The 18,019-nt window shown below is 71.2% G+C and carries 21 protein-coding genes; 10 read left to right on the forward strand and 11 right to left on the reverse strand.

Going from position 1 to position 18,019, the window contains the following annotated elements; all coding sequences use genetic code 11:
- Positions 1 to 5 precede the first annotated feature (5 nt).
- Positions 6 to 1,397 (forward strand): amidase, encoded by a 1,392-nt coding sequence (locus EV372_RS22605; RefSeq protein ID WP_130397660.1) that lies wholly within the window; start codon positions 6 to 8, stop codon positions 1,395 to 1,397.
- Positions 1,398 to 1,703: 306 nt separating this feature from the next.
- Here EV372_RS22605 and EV372_RS22610 read toward each other — a convergent pair whose 3' ends face one another.
- Complete coding sequence (locus EV372_RS22610) at positions 1,704 to 1,919, reverse strand: helix-turn-helix domain-containing protein (RefSeq protein WP_130397661.1); 216 nt, start codon at positions 1,917 to 1,919, stop codon at positions 1,704 to 1,706.
- Positions 1,920 to 2,095: 176 nt separating this feature from the next.
- Positions 2,096 to 2,548, reverse strand: a complete 453-nt coding sequence (locus tag EV372_RS22615) for an ATP-binding protein (RefSeq protein ID WP_130397662.1) — start codon at positions 2,546 to 2,548, stop codon at positions 2,096 to 2,098.
- Between the two features lie 198 nt (positions 2,549 to 2,746).
- Between EV372_RS22615 and EV372_RS22620 the strand changes: the two genes are divergently transcribed.
- From EV372_RS22620 to EV372_RS22630, 3 genes are read left to right on the forward strand one after another with little or no spacing between them, the layout of a single operon-like run.
- A complete protein-coding gene (locus EV372_RS22620; protein WP_253792988.1) occupies positions 2,747 to 3,604 on the forward strand; it encodes a helix-turn-helix domain-containing protein in 858 nt (285 codons plus the stop codon).
- Positions 3,601 to 3,780: a DUF397 domain-containing protein gene (locus EV372_RS22625; RefSeq protein ID WP_130397663.1), complete on the forward strand. Its 180-nt coding sequence runs from the start codon at positions 3,601 to 3,603 to the stop codon at positions 3,778 to 3,780. Before EV372_RS22620 ends, EV372_RS22625 begins: the two co-directional genes overlap by 4 nt.
- Positions 3,781 to 3,830: 50 nt before the next feature.
- Positions 3,831 to 4,010, forward strand: a complete 180-nt coding sequence (locus tag EV372_RS22630) for a DUF397 domain-containing protein (protein ID WP_130397664.1) — start codon at positions 3,831 to 3,833, stop codon at positions 4,008 to 4,010.
- Between the two features lie 46 nt (positions 4,011 to 4,056).
- Here EV372_RS22630 and EV372_RS22635 read toward each other — a convergent pair whose 3' ends face one another.
- A complete protein-coding gene (locus tag EV372_RS22635; RefSeq protein WP_130397665.1) occupies positions 4,057 to 4,824 on the reverse strand; it encodes an AraC family transcriptional regulator in 768 nt (255 codons plus the stop codon).
- A gap of 83 nt (positions 4,825 to 4,907) precedes the next feature.
- Between EV372_RS22635 and EV372_RS22640 the strand changes: the two genes are divergently transcribed.
- Positions 4,908 to 5,720, forward strand: a complete 813-nt coding sequence (locus EV372_RS22640; protein WP_197044293.1) for a sulfite exporter TauE/SafE family protein — start codon at positions 4,908 to 4,910, stop codon at positions 5,718 to 5,720.
- Positions 5,721 to 5,886: 166 nt separating this feature from the next.
- Positions 5,887 to 6,603: an SDR family oxidoreductase gene (locus EV372_RS22645; RefSeq protein ID WP_130397667.1), complete on the forward strand. Its 717-nt coding sequence runs from the start codon at positions 5,887 to 5,889 to the stop codon at positions 6,601 to 6,603.
- A gap of 366 nt (positions 6,604 to 6,969) precedes the next feature.
- On the opposite strand, the gene EV372_RS22655 is transcribed toward EV372_RS22645, so the two are convergent.
- Positions 6,970 to 7,374 (reverse strand): winged helix-turn-helix transcriptional regulator, encoded by a 405-nt coding sequence (locus tag EV372_RS22655; protein WP_130397668.1) that lies wholly within the window; start codon positions 7,372 to 7,374, stop codon positions 6,970 to 6,972.
- 42 nt (positions 7,375 to 7,416) lie between these two features.
- Between EV372_RS22655 and EV372_RS22660 the strand changes: the two genes are divergently transcribed.
- Both EV372_RS22660 and EV372_RS22665 read left to right on the forward strand, forming a co-directional pair.
- Positions 7,417 to 8,268, forward strand: coding sequence for an enoyl-CoA hydratase/isomerase family protein (locus EV372_RS22660; protein ID WP_130397669.1), 852 nt, complete (start codon positions 7,417 to 7,419; stop codon positions 8,266 to 8,268).
- A gap of 220 nt (positions 8,269 to 8,488) precedes the next feature.
- Entirely contained in the window at positions 8,489 to 8,809 is a 321-nt protein-coding gene (locus EV372_RS22665; protein WP_130397670.1) for a hypothetical protein, read from the forward strand.
- 282 nt (positions 8,810 to 9,091) lie between these two features.
- Here the strand turns inward: EV372_RS22665 and EV372_RS22670 are convergent, their stop codons facing one another.
- Together EV372_RS22670 and EV372_RS22675 are read right to left on the reverse strand one after the other, a co-directional pair.
- Complete coding sequence (locus EV372_RS22670; RefSeq protein ID WP_130397671.1) at positions 9,092 to 9,991, reverse strand: macrolide 2'-phosphotransferase; 900 nt, start codon at positions 9,989 to 9,991, stop codon at positions 9,092 to 9,094.
- Between the two features lie 191 nt (positions 9,992 to 10,182).
- Positions 10,183 to 11,124 carry a LysR family transcriptional regulator gene (locus EV372_RS22675; protein WP_130397672.1) on the reverse strand — a complete coding sequence of 314 codons (942 nt, stop codon included), beginning with the start codon at positions 11,122 to 11,124 and terminating at the stop codon, positions 10,183 to 10,185.
- A 114-nt stretch (positions 11,125 to 11,238) separates the two neighbouring features.
- Between EV372_RS22675 and EV372_RS22680 the strand changes: the two genes are divergently transcribed.
- The gene (locus tag EV372_RS22680) at positions 11,239 to 11,766 is read left to right on the forward strand and encodes a sugar O-acetyltransferase (RefSeq protein ID WP_130399060.1); all 528 of its coding nucleotides are present in this window, start codon (positions 11,239 to 11,241) and stop codon (positions 11,764 to 11,766) included.
- Between the two features lie 12 nt (positions 11,767 to 11,778).
- Here EV372_RS22680 and EV372_RS22685 read toward each other — a convergent pair whose 3' ends face one another.
- The 5 genes from EV372_RS22685 to EV372_RS22705 form a co-directional block, all read right to left on the reverse strand.
- Complete coding sequence (locus EV372_RS22685) at positions 11,779 to 12,936, reverse strand: amidohydrolase (RefSeq protein WP_130397673.1); 1,158 nt, start codon at positions 12,934 to 12,936, stop codon at positions 11,779 to 11,781.
- Positions 12,926 to 13,594 carry a DUF1028 domain-containing protein gene (locus tag EV372_RS22690; protein WP_130397674.1) on the reverse strand — a complete coding sequence of 223 codons (669 nt, stop codon included), beginning with the start codon at positions 13,592 to 13,594 and terminating at the stop codon, positions 12,926 to 12,928. Before EV372_RS22690 ends, EV372_RS22685 begins: the two co-directional genes overlap by 11 nt.
- Complete coding sequence (locus EV372_RS22695; RefSeq protein ID WP_130397675.1) at positions 13,591 to 14,013, reverse strand: RidA family protein; 423 nt, start codon at positions 14,011 to 14,013, stop codon at positions 13,591 to 13,593. The genes EV372_RS22690 and EV372_RS22695 overlap by 4 nt, the downstream gene beginning before the upstream one ends.
- A gap of 7 nt (positions 14,014 to 14,020) precedes the next feature.
- Positions 14,021 to 15,298 carry a flavin-containing monooxygenase gene (locus EV372_RS22700; protein WP_130397676.1) on the reverse strand — a complete coding sequence of 426 codons (1,278 nt, stop codon included), beginning with the start codon at positions 15,296 to 15,298 and terminating at the stop codon, positions 14,021 to 14,023.
- A 126-nt stretch (positions 15,299 to 15,424) separates the two neighbouring features.
- Positions 15,425 to 16,741, reverse strand: coding sequence for an MFS transporter (locus tag EV372_RS22705; RefSeq protein WP_130397677.1), 1,317 nt, complete (start codon positions 16,739 to 16,741; stop codon positions 15,425 to 15,427).
- A gap of 274 nt (positions 16,742 to 17,015) precedes the next feature.
- Between EV372_RS22705 and EV372_RS22710 the strand changes: the two genes are divergently transcribed.
- Positions 17,016 to 17,924: a LysR family transcriptional regulator gene (locus EV372_RS22710; RefSeq protein WP_130397678.1), complete on the forward strand. Its 909-nt coding sequence runs from the start codon at positions 17,016 to 17,018 to the stop codon at positions 17,922 to 17,924.
- Positions 17,925 to 18,019 lie beyond the last annotated feature (95 nt).

Consider the following 18,019-nt stretch of genomic DNA (forward strand, 5'->3'; position numbering starts at 1 on the left):
ACGGCATGCACCCCTACGAACTCACACTCGCCGACGCCTCCCGCGCGATCGCGGCGAAGGAACTCTCACCGGTCGAACTCACCGAGTCCGTCCTCGCCCGTGCCGCGCACGTGGACGAGGAGGTCTCGGCGTTCGTCACTCCCACGCCCGAGGCCGCCATGCGCGCCGCGGAGCGCGCCCGGGCCGAGATCGCCGCGGGCGCGCGCCGCGGCCCGCTCCACGGCGTTCCCGTCGCGGTCAAGGACATCTTCGACACCGCCGGGACCCGCACCGCCGCCGGATCACGTGTCCACGCCAACCGGGTCCCCGACGCCGACAGCGCGGTGGTGGCCGCGCTCAAGAAGGCGGGTGCCGTACTGGTGGGCAAGACGCACACCCACGAGTTCGCCTACGGCACCATCACCCCCGCCACGCGCAACCCCTGGGCCACCGATCGCGTCGCGGGCGGCTCCAGCGGCGGGTCGGCGGCGGCGGTGGCCTCCGGCGGTGCCATCGCCGCTATCGGCAGCGACACCGGCGGCTCCATCCGCATCCCAGCCGCTCTGTGCGGTGTGGTCGGGCTCAAGCCCACCCACGGTCTGGTGTCCCGGCACGGCGCGATACCGCTGTCGTGGACCCTGGACCACGTCGGGCCGATCACCCGCACGGTCGAGGACGCGGCGCTCGTCCTCGACGCCGTCGCCGGACACGACCCCAGGGACCCGGCGACGCTGCGGGTGCCGGTCGAGGACCGTACCCGGGACATCGGCACCGACCTGACCGGACTGCGAATAGGGGTGCCCGGGAACTACTTCTTCGACAGGGTCGAACCCGGAGTGGAGAAGGCGGTGCGCTCGGCCGTCGAGGCACTGGCCGGGCTGGGCGCCGAACTCGTCGGCGTCGAGGTCCCGCTGGCCGAATCCGTGCACGCGGCCCAGTGGGGGATCATGGTTCCCGAGGCTGCCGCCTACCACCAGGACACCCTGTGGAGGTCCCCGGAGTCCTATGGGCTCGACGTGCGCGTCCTGCTGGAAGCGGGGGAACTCGTCCCCGCCACCGAGTACCTGCGAGCGCAGCGGGTGCGCACCCTGATGAGGTCTGCCTGGGCACAGCTGCTGGAGAAGGTGGACGTGGTAGCCGCGCCCACCGTTCCGGTCGCTGCGGTACCGGTCGGCCAGGAACACCTGTACTGGCCGGACACGAGTGTCGAAACGGTCTCCGACGCCCATGTCAGGCTGTGCGCACCGGCCAACCTCACCGGCCTGCCCGCCCTGACGGTACCGACCAGCCCCGATTCCGGGGGGTTGCCGTTCGGCCTCCAGCTCATCGGACGACCGCTCGGGGAGGCGACCCTCGTGCGCGTCGGCTCCGCCTACGAGAGCGTGCGCGGCGATGCCGGCGCCTTGGCCCCGCTCTGACCTTCCCAGCCACATCACCAGACCCCTGGCCATGCGGGTCATCCGCACTGCGATGCGGACACGGAACCCCTGCACGGCGCGCATGGCGTCACCGATGACGCCGGTGAGCGCGACATGGAGTGGGTGACGCCCGTCCGTGCGTCGCCGACCGCGTCAGCCGGAACGAACAGGGCGGCGCCGTCTCCGCGGGCTGTGACGGAGTCCGGCAGGGCCTCGTGGTGAAACTCCTGTCAGCCCAGGCCCTACTTCTGGACCACGGTCGGTCCGCCTTCAGGACCGGATGCGCGGGTCCGGGGCGCGGCGGCCCTACAGGGAGGGAGCGGGATCGTCCGGCTGGTTGAGGAGTGCCGCGATGTGTTCTTTGGGGTAGCGGCGTGCTCCGCCGGGGGTGCGGAAGGGTTTGAGGACGTTGTCCCATTCGCCTCGGTGGAGGCTGCGGGGGCGGATGTTGAACAGGGCGGCGACTTCGCTGGGTGTGAGGACGTCGGGGCGGCCGTCGAGGAGGTAGCTGTAGTCGGGCATGAGGGGCTTTCCGTGTCCGGTGTTGTGTGAGTGGTCGATCGGGTGGCCCCGCCTCCCCGGGGAAGGAGGAGGCGGGGCTTCGGGCTGGTGCGCAGGGCACCGGCCCGTCCGCACCGGCCCGGGGGACAGGTCGGGTGGTGCGGAGCCTGGAAGGGCTGGTCCGCCGGGGGAGCGGGTTACCAGGGGAAGACGGCGCGGACCGTGATCGCGCCGCAGGAGTGCTGTTTCCAGTCCCAGTAGGAGCACAGGGCCTCGACCAGGCGTAGCCCGTTGCCGCTGGGGCGCAGGGGTTCGGGGTCGGGCACGGCCGGGAAGCTGGGTTCGTCTCCGGGGCGGGGGCCGTTGTCGGTGACCCGGAGTTCGAGGTGGCGTGAGGTGCGCTCGATCTCGACGCGGATGCTGCCTCCGGGGAGTCCGGACGCCGAGTGACGCAGCGCGTTCGTGACCATTTCCGATACGGCGATGCTGACGGGTTCGGCCAGGCTCGGCCGGGAGCGGGTGGCCTGGGCGGCCCAGCGGCGGGCGATCTTGACGTGGCCGAGTTCGGGGCCGAGCAGAATGCCTGATTTGGTGCTGGTTCCACACAGTCGGCGTGGAAGCGTCGGGACCTGGACGATAGGCTTGTTCATGTCTCACCTCGGGGGTTTCGGGGTGGGGCACCTTGCCTCGGAGATCGCTCTCACCTTCGGTCTCCGGGGCTTTTTCATGCCCTTGTAGATATTTGGCCCGATATGGGCTGCGAAGCTTTCTGTATTTGCTTCGTCACGAACCTTGCCAACTGGTCTGTCTTTGGCGCTATGCTTATTACCTAAGACGGTAAAACTTCTATGGCCAGCGATATTTTTGGTTGGCCTGGTGGTGTGATGGTGCAAGAAGAAGATGCCGACAAGGCTGCACAGCTTCGTTTCGGCAAGTTGCTCCGCAAACTCCGAGGTCAGGCGGGTCTTACTCAGCAGGAACTCGCTTCCCTGGCTGTGGTGTCACAGAGCACCGTCAGCGATTTGGAACGCGGGAAAAAGGGGACACGGAGAGATCCAGTAGTACGTCTCGACAAAGCCCTTACCGCCCGGGGCATGCTCGTGGACGCGTGGGACGCGGTGTTCTCCGGAGCCGGGGTGACCGCGTACTTCCGAGAGGTGGCCGAGGCGGAGCAGATGGCTCCCAAGATCCGCGAATACTCCCACGGCCTGGTTCCTGGGCTGTTCCAGGTCGAGGGGTACGTGCGGGCCATCAACGAAATCGCCAACCCCGAAGCCACCACGGAGACCATCGACCAGATCGTGAAGACCAGGAAGTACCGACAACAGATCCTGGACCGGCCCCACCCGCCGACGATCACGGTGCTCCTGGACGAGGTGGTGCTGCTGCGACGGTTCCGGAAGCCGGAGGTGATGAAGGAACAGATCGATCACCTCATTGACCTGTCCTATCGCCCGCGCATGAAGCTTCAGATCGTGCCGATCGCGACCGAGGGACATCCGGGTCTGGGCGGGTCCTTTACGCTGATAGACGTGCCCGACGCGGGCACATTCGCCTATGTCGAAAGCCAGAGGACAGGGGTGTCACTGAAGCAGCCGGACGTTGTGGCAAGCTACGACCGGACATTCGCGGAGCTCAGGAGCGCCGCCCTGCCGGTGCCCTCGTCACGGTCCCGCATGGAAGAGATTCGAGGCAGCATCACATGATGACCGAGGACTGGAACAAGTCCAGCTACAGCAACGCCGAGGGCGGCAACTGCGTGGAAGCCCGTCGTGACCAGGCGGCCGTCCTGGTCCGCGACACCCAGAACCGGCCGCTCGGCCACCTGGCCGCTCCGGCTGCCGAGTGGACGGCCCTGTTGGGTGCGGTACGCGGTCGGTAGCGTCAGCACGTGAACGGATTTCTCATGGAAGAGATTCGAGGCATGATCGCATGATGACTGAGGCTTGGAGCAAGTCCAGCTACAGCAACGGCACCGGTGGCAATTGCGTGGAGGCCCGTCGCGATCAGGCCGCCGTCCTGTTCCGTGACACCCAGAACCGTGATCTGGGGCACCTCGCGACCCCCACCGTCGAGTGGACCGCCCTGGTCAGCGCCGTTCGCGCCCAGTAGTCCACAGACACGACCGGCCCCGCCCAGACGCACCGGGCGGGGCCGCTCACTGTCCCGCCGCGTAGTCCCGGGGCGATGACCCCAGCACGCGCAGGAACATCGTGGAGAACGCCGACGGGCTCTCGTACCCCAACCCCGTCGCCACCCTGGTCACCGGCTCACCTCTGGCCAACAGCGGCAGCGCGTGCAGCACGCAGGCCCGCTGCCGCCACTGCGCGAAGCTCATCCCCGTCTCCGCCCGGAAGAGCCGGTGCACCGTCCGCTCGCTGACGTGCAACCGCCCCGCCCACCGCGCGGGCGGATCGTGCACGTCCGGCGCTCCCAGGAACTCCTCGCACATCTCCCGCAACCCCTCGTGCCCCGGCATCGGCAGGTCCAGCGGCAGCGGCACGAGCCGACGCAGTTCGTGCAGCACCAGCGCGAACACCGCCGCGTCCCGGCCGTGCGGGGAGTAGCGCGGCTCCAGGTCCACCGCCGTCAACAGCAGTTCCCGGAGCAGCGGCGACACCTCCACCACCTGGCAGCGCCCCGGGAACCACGCGACCGCGCTCGGCTCCAGGTACAGGCTGCGCGTGCTCACCCCCGTCATGACCACCCGGTGATCGGTCCCGGCCGGGATCAGCACGGCCCGGTGCGGCGGCACGGTCCACTCCCCGTCCGCGGTCTGGACCCGCATCACCCCCGTCGCCCCGTAGAGGAACTGCGCCCGCCGGTGCTGGTGGGCGGGCAGCACGTGCTCGGGCGGGTAGTCGGTGCCGATCGCCAGCACGGGCCGGTCGATGGAGTCCACCTCGGCGACGGGGATGTTGCGCACGGGACCGAAGCTATCGGGTGTTGTCCGCTGCGCGAAGGACAGTGGCGTTCCTTCGAAAGCGCGCCAACCACCGTCTGCCTAACGTGGTCCGGGTGCTCACCTTCGTCCTTCCCCTGCTCGCCCTGGGCCTGCTGACCGGCGTCACCACCGTCCTGTTCGGCTTCGGCGGCGGCTTCGTGGTCGTCCCCGTCGTCTACTACGTCACCCGCGCCCAGGCCGACCCCGGCGTGGACCCGATGGCCGTGGCCGTGGCCACCTCCACCGCCGTGATGGTCGTCAACGCGCTCACCGCCACCCTCTCCCAGCACCGGGCCGGGCGGCTGCGCCGCGACTACGTGTGGCCGCTGGCCGCCTACATCGGCGTCGGCGCGGTGCTGGGCTCCCTGGTCGCCACGGTCGTCGGGGGAGGGGCCCAGCGCGTGCTGTTCATCGCCTACATCGCCGTCACCCTGCTCGACACCCTCCTGCGCAAGGGCTTCCTGACCCGCGACCCCGACGCCGGGCCCCGACTGCTGGGGCGGCGCACCACCACGGCGGGCGGGGTCGCGATCGGCGCGGTGACCAGCTTCCTCGGTGTGGGCGGCAGCGTCATGACCGTCCCCCTGCTGCGCCGCCGGGGCCTGCCGATGGGGGAGGCGACCGCGATGGCCAACCCGCTCAGCCTCCCCGTCGCGGTGGCGGGCACGGCGGTGTACGCGCTGTTCGGCGACGGGGGAGGCACCGGGCCCGGCCACCTGGGTTCGGTGGACCTCGTGGCCGGAGCCCTCCTGCTCGCCGGGTCGCTGCCCGCCATCGCCGTCACCCGCCGCCTGGTGGGCCGGGTGCCCGACCGGGTGCACGCGGTCTCCTACGTGGTGCTGCTGGCGGTGGTCCTGGCGGCCTTCGTGCTCGTGTGAACGTCCGGCCGGGGGCCTCCTACCGCTGACCGGCTCTCAGCGGAACCGTCCCACCGCTGACCTTCCCTCCGCCGCCCCTCCCGCCGAGTACCGCTGGTCGCCGGAGGCTCCGCCGGGACGCGTGTCGGTGCCCAGTCCCCCCGCCACCTGCGGAAATACTGGTCGTATGGATCTAGAGGGAGCCCGCGTCCTGGTGGCCGGGGCCACGGGCGTACTCGGCAAGCACATCAGCAGGGCACTGAACCGGGAGGGCGCGCGGGTCGTCCTCGCCGGACGCGACGAGGAGGCGCTCGACGCGCTCGCGCGGGAACTCGACGGGTCCTCCACGGCCGTGTTCGAGGCGGCCGACACCGAGGGCTGCGCCGCCCTCGTGCGCCGCACCGCCGAGGAGCAGGGCGGACTGGACGGGCTGGTCATCGCCTTCGGCGTCGTGGCCTTCGACACCGGCTCCGACTCCGGGTCCGGCATCGAGGACGCCGCGGTCGAGAAGATGTTCCAGGTCAACACCCTCGCGCCGATGGCGATGCTGCGCGCGGCGGTCGGCGCGGTCAAGCCCGGCGGGGCGGTGGCGGCGGTCACCGCCGTGACCGCCGAGTACCCGACCCACGGCATGGCGGCCTACTCGGCCAGCAAGGCCGCCCTGTCGGCCTGGCTGACCGCCGCCCGCGCGGACTACCGGACCAGGCACGTCGCGGCCCTGGACGTGCGCGCGCCGCACATGGACACCGGCCTCGCCGACCGCCCCCTGGCCGGGACCGCGCCCGCGAACCTGCCCGAGCCCCACCCCGTGGACGAGGTGGTGGACGCGATCGTGCGGGCCCTGCGCTCCGACGCCAGGACGGTGGCCTTCGACCCCCGGGAGCGCAAGCTCACCGTCCGGTAGCCGGTGGCGCCCGCGTCGAGGCCCTGTGCCAGGGTTCGGTCATGGACCCCCGACCTCCCGAACCCCCTCGGTCCGACGAACCGGCCCTCGCGGCGCTGGGCGCCCTGGTGGACCGCTCCGTCATCCAGATCGCCGAGGCCGCACGCGACGCGCGCACCTTCGACCGCGAGACCGTCCGCGCCGTCTCCGACCTGTGGGACAACGCCGTTGTGCCCCTGTTCCGGGCCGCGACGGGTCGGACCGGTCGTGAGAGGGAACGGCGCGCTTTTCCGCCCCGGGCGGGCATGCCATCGCCGGACCGGGCGGCGCGTCAGCCTTCACCGGATCCGACCGCCAAGCCCTCACACCGAACCCATCCCGAAAAAATCAGTGAAGGGTGTCCGCGCCTTTGTCAAACGCCTCCCTGTGCCGTTCGACTTCGGGGAGGTGGTCGGCGGTCCAGGAGCGCAGGATCGAGAAGGGCTCCTCGAGCGTGCGGCCCAGCGGTGTGATCCGGTACTCCACAGCAACGGGGCGTTGCATCAGTACCCGGCGCTGGACGAGGCCGTTGCGCTCCAACCGTCGCAGTGCCTGCGTCAGCGATTTCTGAGTGACCCCGTCGAGCTCCCTCTTGAGCTCGTTGAAGCGTCGCGGCTGCCGGCACAACGCGGCCAGCAGCAGATGACCCCACTTGTCCAGCAGCTGATCCAGGAGTTCGCGCTGCGGGCCGACGATGGTCTCGTGATCGGCCCGATCTTCGCGGATACCAGGTTTCTTTGAAGTACCTGTCATGTACCAGGTATACCAGAGATACCGGCAATCCAGAGGAATCTCATGACCGAACAGTCCCTGCCCAGCCTCAATCTCAAGCGCCAGGACGGAGTGCTATGGGTCTCGATTGATGTTCCGCCCGTCAACCTGATGACGGCGCAGCTCATGCTCGACCTGGACGCCGTCGCCGCATCGGCCGAGAATGATCCCGATCTGCACGTCATCGTGGTCCAGAGCGCTAATCCGGAGTTCTTCCTGGCGCACGGCGACCTGTCATTCGTGGAGGACCCCGCGACCTACGCCGCCCTCCCGGTCGCGGAGGAGACCCTTGTCGGGACGGGCCCGATGATGCGGCTTCATGAACGCTGGCGGCGTCTGCCCCAGACCACCATCGCCAAGGTAGCGGGACTCGCCCGTGGCGGTGGAGCCGAGCTGGTCTCCAGCCTGGATCTGCGATTCGCGGCCCTTGAGACTGCGGCGTTCGGCCAGTTCGAGGCGCTGATCGGCATCGTCCCCGGAGCCGGTGCAACTGCCCACCTGCCCCGCCTCGTGGGTCGCGCTCGCGCTCTCGAGATCGTGCTGACAGGCGGGCTCGTCGACGCGGCGACTGCCGAGCGGTGGGGTTGGGTGAACCGAGCTCTGCCCGCCGCGGAACTGGATGAATATGTTGAGTGGGTCGCACTGGCCATCGCCTCTCTGCCCGACGGTGTCCGCGCCGCGGCTACCGAAGCGATCGACGCGGCCGACGGCACGCTTGAGGGCGCACTGCGCGCGGAAAACCGCCTGCTCGGCGAAACGTTCACTCCCGCGTCTGGAGAGCTTGCCCGGGCAGCGCTCGCGGCCGGGGTTCACACGCGCGAGGTGGAGCTGAACCTCGAAGAGGTGCTGCGCGCGAACCTCGTCCGACATTCGTAACTAATCGCCCTGCGCGGGTGGAGTGCGGAAGTTGCCCGTGCGGTCCGTTTGGTAATTCGGGTCGAACGACCGTACGGGCCGCCTCCAACTCCGTGAAGCTGATTGTCTCGGGATGGGTTCGGCGTGAGGGCTCGGCGATCGGATCCGGTGGTGGCAGATTTCCGGGATACCAGATCGCCCCTGGTCGTAGCATGCAGATGGGGTTCGCAAACCACGAAGCGTGCTAACGCTGCCGTCTCCTGATGAGGACATGTGCTCCATGATGACAAAAGAAGAGGCAATTGAAGTCGGCAGAAAATTCTTTGATGACGCGGTTGGTGAATTAATTCTCCAGGGAGGGATGATATCGGAGCAGGATATTTTCTGTCATGAAAAGTACGTTGTCCTTCCCTGGGATTCGATCGGCTTCCTGGAGGAGGGAAAATGGGAGGAGCGCTTCATTGGGAACGCTCCCATCAGGGTGGATCGGGATACCGGTGATTGCGAATTCATAGGAGTTCTGCAGGCGGTGGAGTACCGAAAGCTCGGTTTTCCTGTATAGCGGAGAACCCTTGGTGCCGTCGGCCGGGGTGAGTCCGCCGAAACGCGGAGCCGTGCCGTGCCAGAGGGCGCCCTGCGCGGACGCCGAGCCGGACCGGGCCGGGCTTCCCTCCGAGGCGGGGGAAGCCCGGGAGACGCTCCGCTGCTCGGCACGCCTGATCGGTTTCCTCTTCGGGTCCCGGTGACGGTTACCGTCGAACGCGGTGGGGCTCGATCCACCTCGACGCACCCCCACGGTTGTCCGGGAACGGCGAGGGCCCGCCCTCCCGGACCGGGCGGCGCGTCAGCCTTCAGGGTCCAGCACCGCCGCCGCGGCGGCCATGTCGGCGTCAGCGCCGGTGGTCAGCGCGTACAGGGCGTACCCGATCGGGGAGGCGTCCCACAGGCACCTGGCCTGCGCCGCCAGGCCGGGGTGGACGTGCCCACCCGCCCGCTCGTAGGCGGTGAGGGTGGCCCGCAGCATCTCTTCGCCCGCGGCGCCGTACTGGGCGGACAGGTCGCGCGCGGGGTCGTCCACGCGGGCGGTCGTCCAGTCCAGGACCCCGGTGATCGCACCCTGCCCGTCGAGCAGCACGTGCGCGGGGTAGATCTCGCCGTGGGTCATCACGGTCCGCTCGGGCCAGCAGGTGTCGTCATCGAGCCACGCCCTCCAGGCCTCGGTCAGGGCGGGGGAGACGGTGAAGGCCTCGCTCACGCGGGCGATGTCGTCCCGCCACGCCTGACGTACCCGGGCCGGGGTACGGACCTCGACGCCCGCCGCCTCGGCCCGCTCCGGCGTGATCGAGTGCAGGCGGGCCAGCAGACGCCCCAGGCGCTCGGCGTAGTCGGGGCTGGCGGGGTCCATGTGCCAGACGGGCTCCCCGGCGTCGGTCAGGGTCAGGCCCGGGTCGCCGGGCAGGGCCGGGTAGGCGATCAGCTCGGGGGAGCGGACCCGCCAGTCGGGGACCGCGACGCCGTCCCCGGCCAGGACCGGGGCGACCAGGTCGAGGATGCGCGTCTCGGCGGCCATGCCCCCGGAGACGTCGGCGCAGCGCGGTACGCGCAGCACCCACCTCCGGCCGGTCGCGTCGCGGGCCATGACGACGCGGTAGTCCAGGCCCGCCTCGTTCACCGTGGCGTCCTCCGCGGACAGGTGCAGGCCGTGGGCGGCGGCCAGGGCGATGGTGTCGTCGATCGTGCTCATGGGGCCAAGTTGCCATCCGTGCCCGCGCCACGCCAAACGACAGGTCGTGCGGGCGCTGTCGGGCGCGGCCCACGAGCGGTCGCGCTCCAGCCCGGTCCCGAGCCGCCGCGGAGCACCGTCCGCCGGGTACGGGTCGGGGCGGCGATCCCGCCGACCGTCCGTCGCGGACGGTCTGGAGCGGGTTCGCCGGATCAGTCGTCCGCGCGGCGGACCACCCAGTCCGGGGCCCACACCTCACCCGGGGTTCGCGGGCCCGAGGCGCGCAGGTACTCGCGCAGCGCGCTCAGCACGGGGTGCCGCTCCCCGCTGCGGGACAGCAGCACGTGCGGGTAGACCGGGGTCGGGTCGCGCAGGGGGACGCGCCGCAGGTCGTGGCTCTGCGGCCACAGGTACCGGTCCCCGCTGCCGACGAGGGTGGCCAGGGAGGCGGAGTCGGCCAGCGCGTCCATCAGGGCCTCGTCACCGAAGTTGGGGCCCAGCGCGTCGATGCTCAGGCCGAAGGCCTCCGACAGCGCGCGGTAGAACTCCGCCCACTCCGTGTCCGGCCTGATCCCGGGGATCCAGATCCGGTGGCCGGCCAGGTCCGCGGGCCTGACCTCGCGTGCCCCCGCCAACGGGTGGGCGGGCCCGACCAGCAGCTCCAGGGGTACGTCCAGGAGCCGTTCGCCGCTGACCCCGGCCGGGACCCGCTCCGCCGCCAGGGCGCGGAAGGACGCGTCGACGGTTCCTTCGAGCACCGCCCGGGCGGCCTGGACGGCGTTCTCCCCGCTCAGCGTGACCGCGTCCAGGTCCGCCCCCGGGTGGGAGCGGTAGAACCGGTAGACGGCCTGGGCCGGGGCGATGCGCCGGTTGAGCACGTCCACGCGCAGGGGGCGGCTGCCGGGGCGCACGGCCCGCTCGGCCTGCTCCAGGGCCGCGAGGACCCTCCGGGCGTGCGGCAGCAGGACCCGCCCGTCCAGGCTCGGCCTGGAGCCCCGGGAGGTCCGCACCAGGAGCGTGACCCCGAGGTGTCGCTCCAGGGCGGCGATCCGCTTGGAGACCGCCTGCTGGCTGATCCCGAGCTCCTCCGCCGCTGCCTGGAACTGGCCGGTCCCGGCGACGGCCACGAACGTGCGCAGCGCTTCGACATCCACGACCCCAGCCTACTGTTACAACTGGTGGTTGTATCCGGTGGGCCGTGCGGTTGTTTGACCGGGCGTCGCGCGGGGTGGTGGGATCAGCGCATGTCCACACGCACAGAGCAGGTCATGTACGTCCAGACACCCGAGTTCGCACGTCACGCGGAGCGCATCGCGGAGGTGACCGACGCGACGTCCCGGCTGAACGTGCTGCCGTTCAGCGACAGCGAGGGCCGCGCCGAACTACTCTCCGTTGTGTTCGGCGGCCCGCTGCCGGAGTCGGTGACGATCTACCCGCCGTTCTTCACCGAGTACGGGCTCGACACGGCGTTCGGGGAGGACGTCTTCGTCAACCAGGGATGCACGTTCATGGACAGGGGCGGCATCCGCGTCGGCGACCGTGTCATGATCGCGCCGAGGGTCAGCCTCATCACCGGCGGGCACCCCCTGCCCCTCGCCGAGCGCCGCGAGTACCTCTCCTTCGCCCCGATCACCATCGGGGACGACGTCTGGATCGGAGCGGCCGCCGTGATCACGCAGGGGGTGACCATCGGCGCCGGTTCCGTGGTCGCCGCGGGCGCGGTGGTCACCCGCGACGTCCCCGCCCGCACCCTGGTCGGGGGAGTCCCCGCCCGCGTGATCGGGGCGATCGACTGAGCCCGCCCCGGGTCACCCGGCCCGCAGGGGGCCGGACTCCGACGCCGGGGCGGCGAAGTACTCGTGCGCCGTGCGGGCGAGCAGCGTGGCGCCGTCGGCGATGACCCCGTTGGCGGCCTCCCCCACGCAGACGGCGGCGAACTCGGGCTGGTGGTTGCTGACCGGAAAGCAGCCCAGGCCGATGTAGGGGTGGATGGCCGGAACGTGCTGGGAGACGTTGCCCATGTCGGTCGAGGCCCGGTTCATCGTCTGGTGTTCGGGGGGCGCGTCGAACCGCCGCCCGAGCGCGAGGGCGTGACGCGTGTAGATCTCCAGGGCGCGCTCGTCGGTGCGGAACTCCGAGTAGGGCTGCGACTCCGGGGTGAACTCCAGGGCGGTGTCGGTCGCCAGCGCTCCGGCCCGGAAGCACTGTTCCACCCGGCGGCGCAGCGGCTCCAGCTGCTCCAGGCTCTCGGCCCGGGTGTACCAGCGGCCCTCGGTCACGGCGGGGATGGCGTTGGGCGCCTGCCCGCCCACCGTCTGGATCCCGTGGACGCGGGTGCCCGGCGGGAGCTGCTGGCGCAGCAGGCCGAGGGCCACCTGGGCGACCACGAAGGCGTCGTTGGCGTTGCGGCCCTCGTGCGGGTAGGCGGCGGCGTGGGCCGACCGGCCGGTGAAGCGGACGTGGTCGTGGGCGACGGCGTAGGGCTCGGCCCGCGGCGCGTCCACCGGCCCGGGGTGGGCCATCAGCGCCAGGTCCAGGTCCCGGAAGGCTCCGGCGTCCAGCAGTTCGATCTTGCCGCCGCCGCCCTCCTCGGCCGGAGAGGCGATCACGTCGATGCGCAGGTCGAGCGGATCCGCCCAGGGGCGCAGCGCGATCGCCGCGCCCGCCGACATCGCGGCGATCAGGTTGTGCCCGCAGGCGTGGCCCAGGCCGGGCAGCGCGTCGTACTCCACGACGAAGCCGACCCGGCGCCGACCGGACCCGTAGGAGGCGTGCAGCGCGGTGGGAAAGCCGAGGTAGGCGGCGTCCACGGCGAAACCGAACCGCTCCAGCAGCTCCGCCGTCCACCGCGCCGCGCGGTGCTCCTCCCAGGCGGTCTCGGGGTGGGCGTGCAGCGTCTCGGAGTAGGAGACCAGGTGCGGCAGGTGCTCCGCGGCGCTCGGCAGCGCGCCGGGTTCAGCGGTCATCGCCCGGCACCCCGTATCCCGGTGAGGCGGCCGGTTCCAGGCCGCGCCGGACGTAGTCGTCGCGCTGGGGGAGCCAGACCCCGAGCAGTTCCGCCAACTCCCCGATCGGGTCCTCCCGCCAGTCCACGCGCAGGTCCGTGTCGCGCCAGCCGTGCGCGGACACGGTGGACAGGCCCGCGGAGTAGACCGGTCCGGCCTCGCCTCCGGCGGCCAGGCCCGCGGCCAGGGCGGTGAGCAGGCGTTCCTCCAGCTCCCCCCGGGCCGAGGCGAAGGCCTCGCACATGGCCGCGGGGACGCCCGGGTCCGAGAGCATGTTCCCGGCGGCGGCGCAGTGGGGGCCGGTGGCCTCGCCGTGGACGCCGAGGGTGAGGCCGCCGCTGAACGTGGCCGCGGCGCCGGAGGCGTCCACCACCGTGAGCTGCCGGTAGGCGATGTCCGGTGCGGTGCCGGTCACGGCGTCGAGCGCGGCCCGGGGGCTCGCGCCCGCCGCGAGCCGGTCCAGCAGCGCCGTTCCCAGCCGGGGGTCGGTGATGTTCTGTGAGGCGACCGCTCCGACGGAGTCGCGCAGGTGGACGACCCGCGCGGCGACGGCGGGGGAGGACGAGGACGCGGCGATGCCGAACCTGCCGTCCTGGTGGGCCGCGATGGAGAAGGTCACTTCCCGCCTCCCGAGATCACGGCGGTCGCGTCGATCTCCACGAGCCATTCGGGCCGGGCCAGGGCCTGGACGACGATGCCCGTGGAGACCGGGTGGACCCCCTTCAACCAGCGCCCCATCTCGCGGTAGACCTCCTCGCGGTAGCGCGGGTCGGTGAGGTAGACGGTCACCTTCACGATGTCCTCCAGACCGCTGCCCGCCTCCCTGAGCAGGAGGTCGATGTTGGCCATGGCCTTCTCGGTCTGCGCGCGGACGTCGCCGACGCCCACGGACTCCCGGGTGTCCAGGTCCTGGCCGATCTGGCCGCGCAGGTACACGACCCCTCCGGCCACCACCGCCTGGCACAGGTCGTTGTCGAGGTTCTGCTCGGGGTAGGTGTCCCTGGTGTTGAACTTGCGGATGCGCGTGTGCGTGGTCAAGGTGTGATCACCCCTGGGTGTGGGACGGGTGCGGGTGCGCGTCGTGGTGTTCCATGTAGCCGCGCTGGATGCAGATCTGGTCGGCCACGTACTTGGCGTCGTGCCAGGCCCCCCAGATGAAGCTCGAACCGCGGCGGGACTGCCACGGCAGCCCCATGAAGTAGACGCCGGGCTCGGAGGAGACCCCGCGCTGGTGCCGGGGCCTGCCGTTCTCGTCGAACGCGTCCACCCGCAGCCAGCCGTAGTCGGCGGTGAAGCCGGTCGCCCACAGGACGGTCCCGATCCCGGCGGCGGCGAGGTCGAGTTCGGTGAGGGGGTCGGTCACCGACTCCGGGTACGCGCCCAGGACGCGGGCCTCGGGCTCCTCGGGCAGGTCGAGTCCGTTGCGTTCGACGTAGGCGTCGGCCTCGTCCAGCAGCGACAGGTAGTTGGCGTCGCCGCGGGCGATGTTGTCCCGCAGGTCGGGCGCGAAGCGGACGGTTCCGGCGTCGAAGGACTCCGTCCGGCCGACCAGCGTGACGCCGCGCCCGGCCAGGGCCCGGAAGTCCACGGTGTGGCCGCCGTGCGCGCCGCTGACCGCGATCGTGACGTGCTCGGCGCCCTGCGCGGGGGCCGAGGCCTCCCACTTGCCGAGGACGCCCAGCCACCAGACGAAGTCGTGCCCCCGGTATCTGCGCGGCGGGCGGTCGTGCGGACCGACGGAGAGGTACACCCGTCGGCCGCTGGCACGGAGTTCGTCGGCGATCTGGACCCCCGAGGAGCCCGACCCGACCACGAGCACGCCGCCCTCGGGCAGCTGCCCGGGGTTGCGGTAGGCGCTGGAGTGGAGCTGGACCAGACCCGAGTCCTCGGGGACGAGCGGGGGGACGACCGGCCGCTGGAACGGGCCGGTGGCGGCCACGACGTAGCGGGCGTCGATGTCACCGTCCGAGGTCCGGACCCGGAACCCCCGGCGTCCGGTGTTGCGCTGCACCGAGGTCACCTCGACCCCGCACCGGATCGGCGCGCCGATCTTCTCGGCGTAGGTCGCCAGGTAGTCCGCGACGCCGTCCTTGGAGGCGAAGTCCTCGGGGTCCAGACCGGTGAACTCCAGTCCGGGGAACCGGTCGTGCCAGACGGGCCCGTTCGTGACCAGCGAGTCCCACCGCTCCGAGCGCCAGCGCTCGGCCACACGGTTCCTCTCCAGGACGACGTGGGGCACCCTGCGGTCGCTGAGGTGCTCGCTCATCGCGATTCCGGCCTGCCCCCCTCCGACGACGACGACCTCGATCTCTTCCAGTGACATGCACAGCCTCCAGGCTCTGGTCAACGCGTGTGTTCGGGGCGGGTGCGTCCCGCGTGCCTCCCCCGGCCGCGCGGGCACCGCCCCCCGGGTCCGGCCGCGGCCGGACCCGGACAGGTGGGGGAGGGCTCAGCGCGGGGCCCGGTCGCTCTCGTGCAGCAGGTCGGAGCCGCTGGTCTCGGGCATGGTGCGCAGTGTGACCGCGCCGATGACGCCGATCACGATCATGGTGAAGGCGGGGACCATGCTGCTGCCGGTGAGGGAGATCAGCCAGGTCATCAGGTACGGCAGGGTTCCGGCGAAGAACGCCCCGGCGACGCTGTAGGCCATCGACAGCCCGCTCTGCCGGGTCCGGGTCGGGAAGAGCTCCGCCACCGCCGACGCGTGGGTGCCCAGGATGACCGCCAGGATCGCGGCCAGGCCGAAGGTCGCGGCGAACGCCGCCCAGGAGGTCTGCACCTGCATCAGCCAGAACAGCGGCACGGCGGCCACGATCAGCAGCGCGGCGGCGGTGTAGAGCACCGGCTTGCGGCCCACGCGGTCCGACACCCTGCCCGAGAGCGGGATGATCCCCATGGCGACGACCGAGGCCACCGCGGAGAGCAGGGCCGCCCGGTCGGCGGGCACGCCCACGATCTCCTCCTGGTAGGTGATCAGGTACACCAGGACGATGTAGAAGGTGGAGTTCATGAAGGTCTCGATGCCGACCGTCTGGAGGAACTGCCTGCCGTTGGAGCGGAACACCTCGACGACCGGCTGGCTCGGGACGTTGTTCATGTCCTCCAGCGCGCGGTACTCGGGCGTGTCCTCGATGCGCAGGCGGATGTAGAGGCCCACCGCGGCCATGGGCACTGTCAGCAGGAAGGGGATCCGCCACGCCCAGTCCAGGACGACCTCGGCCGGGAAGGACGCGTGCAGGGCCCACACGGCGAACGACGCGCACAGGAACCCGGCGACCGAGCCGAACTCGATCCAGGAGCACCCGAACCCGCGGCGCTTGGGCGGCGAGAACTCCGCGAGGAAGGCCGCGGCCGAGCCGAACTCCCCGCCCGCGGCGAGCCCCTGGATGATGCGGGCGACCACCAGCAGGATCGGCGCGAGGATGCCGACGGACTCGTAGCTGGGCAGCAGCCCGAGCATGAGCGTGCCCGCCGCCATCGAGATGATGACGATCGACAGCGTGGTCTTGCGCCCGAAGCGGTCACCGAGGTGGCCGAAGAGCACCGAGCCCAGCGGGCGCACGAAGAACGCCACGGCGAAGACCGCGAAGACCGACAGCAGGGCGGTGGTGCCGTCCTGTTCGGGGAAGAACACCTGCGCCATGGTGGTGGCCAGGTAGGCGTAGACGGCCCAGTCGAACCAGTGGACGAAGACGCCCACCGCCCCGGCGAACACACCCCGCCGCAGGTCCTTCTCGTCGACCTGCTCCGCGACCTCGCTCGTCATCTCTTCTCCTGGGGGTCTCGTCCTGGCGCGCACCGGGGTCGGTGAGGCCGCGGCGGCCTCCCCGTTCGGGGCGTCCCTGCGCATGGTCAGGCGGTCGCTCGTTCGCGGGAGTGGGGTCCCGAACGCCCGGCGGGGAAGGGGCGGGGCCCCGGCGCCGTCGGTATCCGACCTGCCTGTGTCAGGGGTCACCACTATCCAGGCGGGGCCTAGGATCTGTAAAACACATAGTTCCGAAGATCTCCTTCGGAAAAAGCGATAGGGGAGGTCCCCACCGATGGGCGACGTGAGCCTGCGGCAGCTGGAGTACCTGAGGGCCATAGCCAGGCTCGGATCGGTGACGGCGGCGGCGCGGGAGCTGTTCGTCTCGCAGTCGACGGTCTCGACGGCGCTGTCCGACCTGGAGGCCGCGCTGGGGGTCACCCTCTTCGTCCGCTCCCCGAAGGGGATGCGCCCCACCGCGTCGGGGCAGCGCGCCCTGGCCGTGGCCGACGACGTGCGGGCCAGCCTCGAACAGCTCCGGGAGACCGCCAGCCGGGAGAGGGAGGAGGTCGAGGGGGACCTCACCATCGGCTGCTACGCGACCATCGCGCCGATCCTGCTGCCGAGGGTCATCGCGGAGTTCTCGCGCCGGTATCCGCAGGTGCGGCTCTCGTTCGTGGAGGCCTCCCACGGGACCCTCCTGGACGACCTGCTCAACTCCCGCATCGACCTGGCGATCACCTACCACTACGAGCTGGCGGGCGTGCGCCCGGCGGTCGGCGTGGCCTCGACGTGGCTGCGGTCCGATCCCCCCTACGCGCTCACCCCGGTGGACGGGCCCCTGAGCGCGAAGGGGGAGCTGACCCTGGCGGACCTGGCGGACGAGCCGCTGATCCTCTTCGACCTGCCGCCCGGCGGCGACTACTTCCTCGGCCTGTTCGACAGGGCGGGGCTGACGCCCAACGTGCGCTTTCGCACCACGAGCTTCGAGATGGTGCGCGCCCTGGTGGCCCGCGGCCTGGGCAACGCCCTGCTCACCCAGCGCACCGTGCTGGAGCGCAGCTACGAGGACCTGCCCTACGCGACCAGGGAACTCGACATCCGGTCCGAGGGGCTCGGGATCGAGGTCATGCGGCTCGCCGGGCGCAAGCCGGTGCGGCGGATGGAGGCCTTCGTCGACGTGTGCAGGGAGGTCGTGGTCTGACCCGCCGCCCGCGTGGACCGGAGCGGAACGGGGCGGGAGGCCTCGGCGGCGGACGGAGGCGCCCCGACCCCGGACCCGGGCGTCCGGGGCCGGGT

This window comes from Nocardiopsis sp. CNZ308, assembly GCF_004217075.1.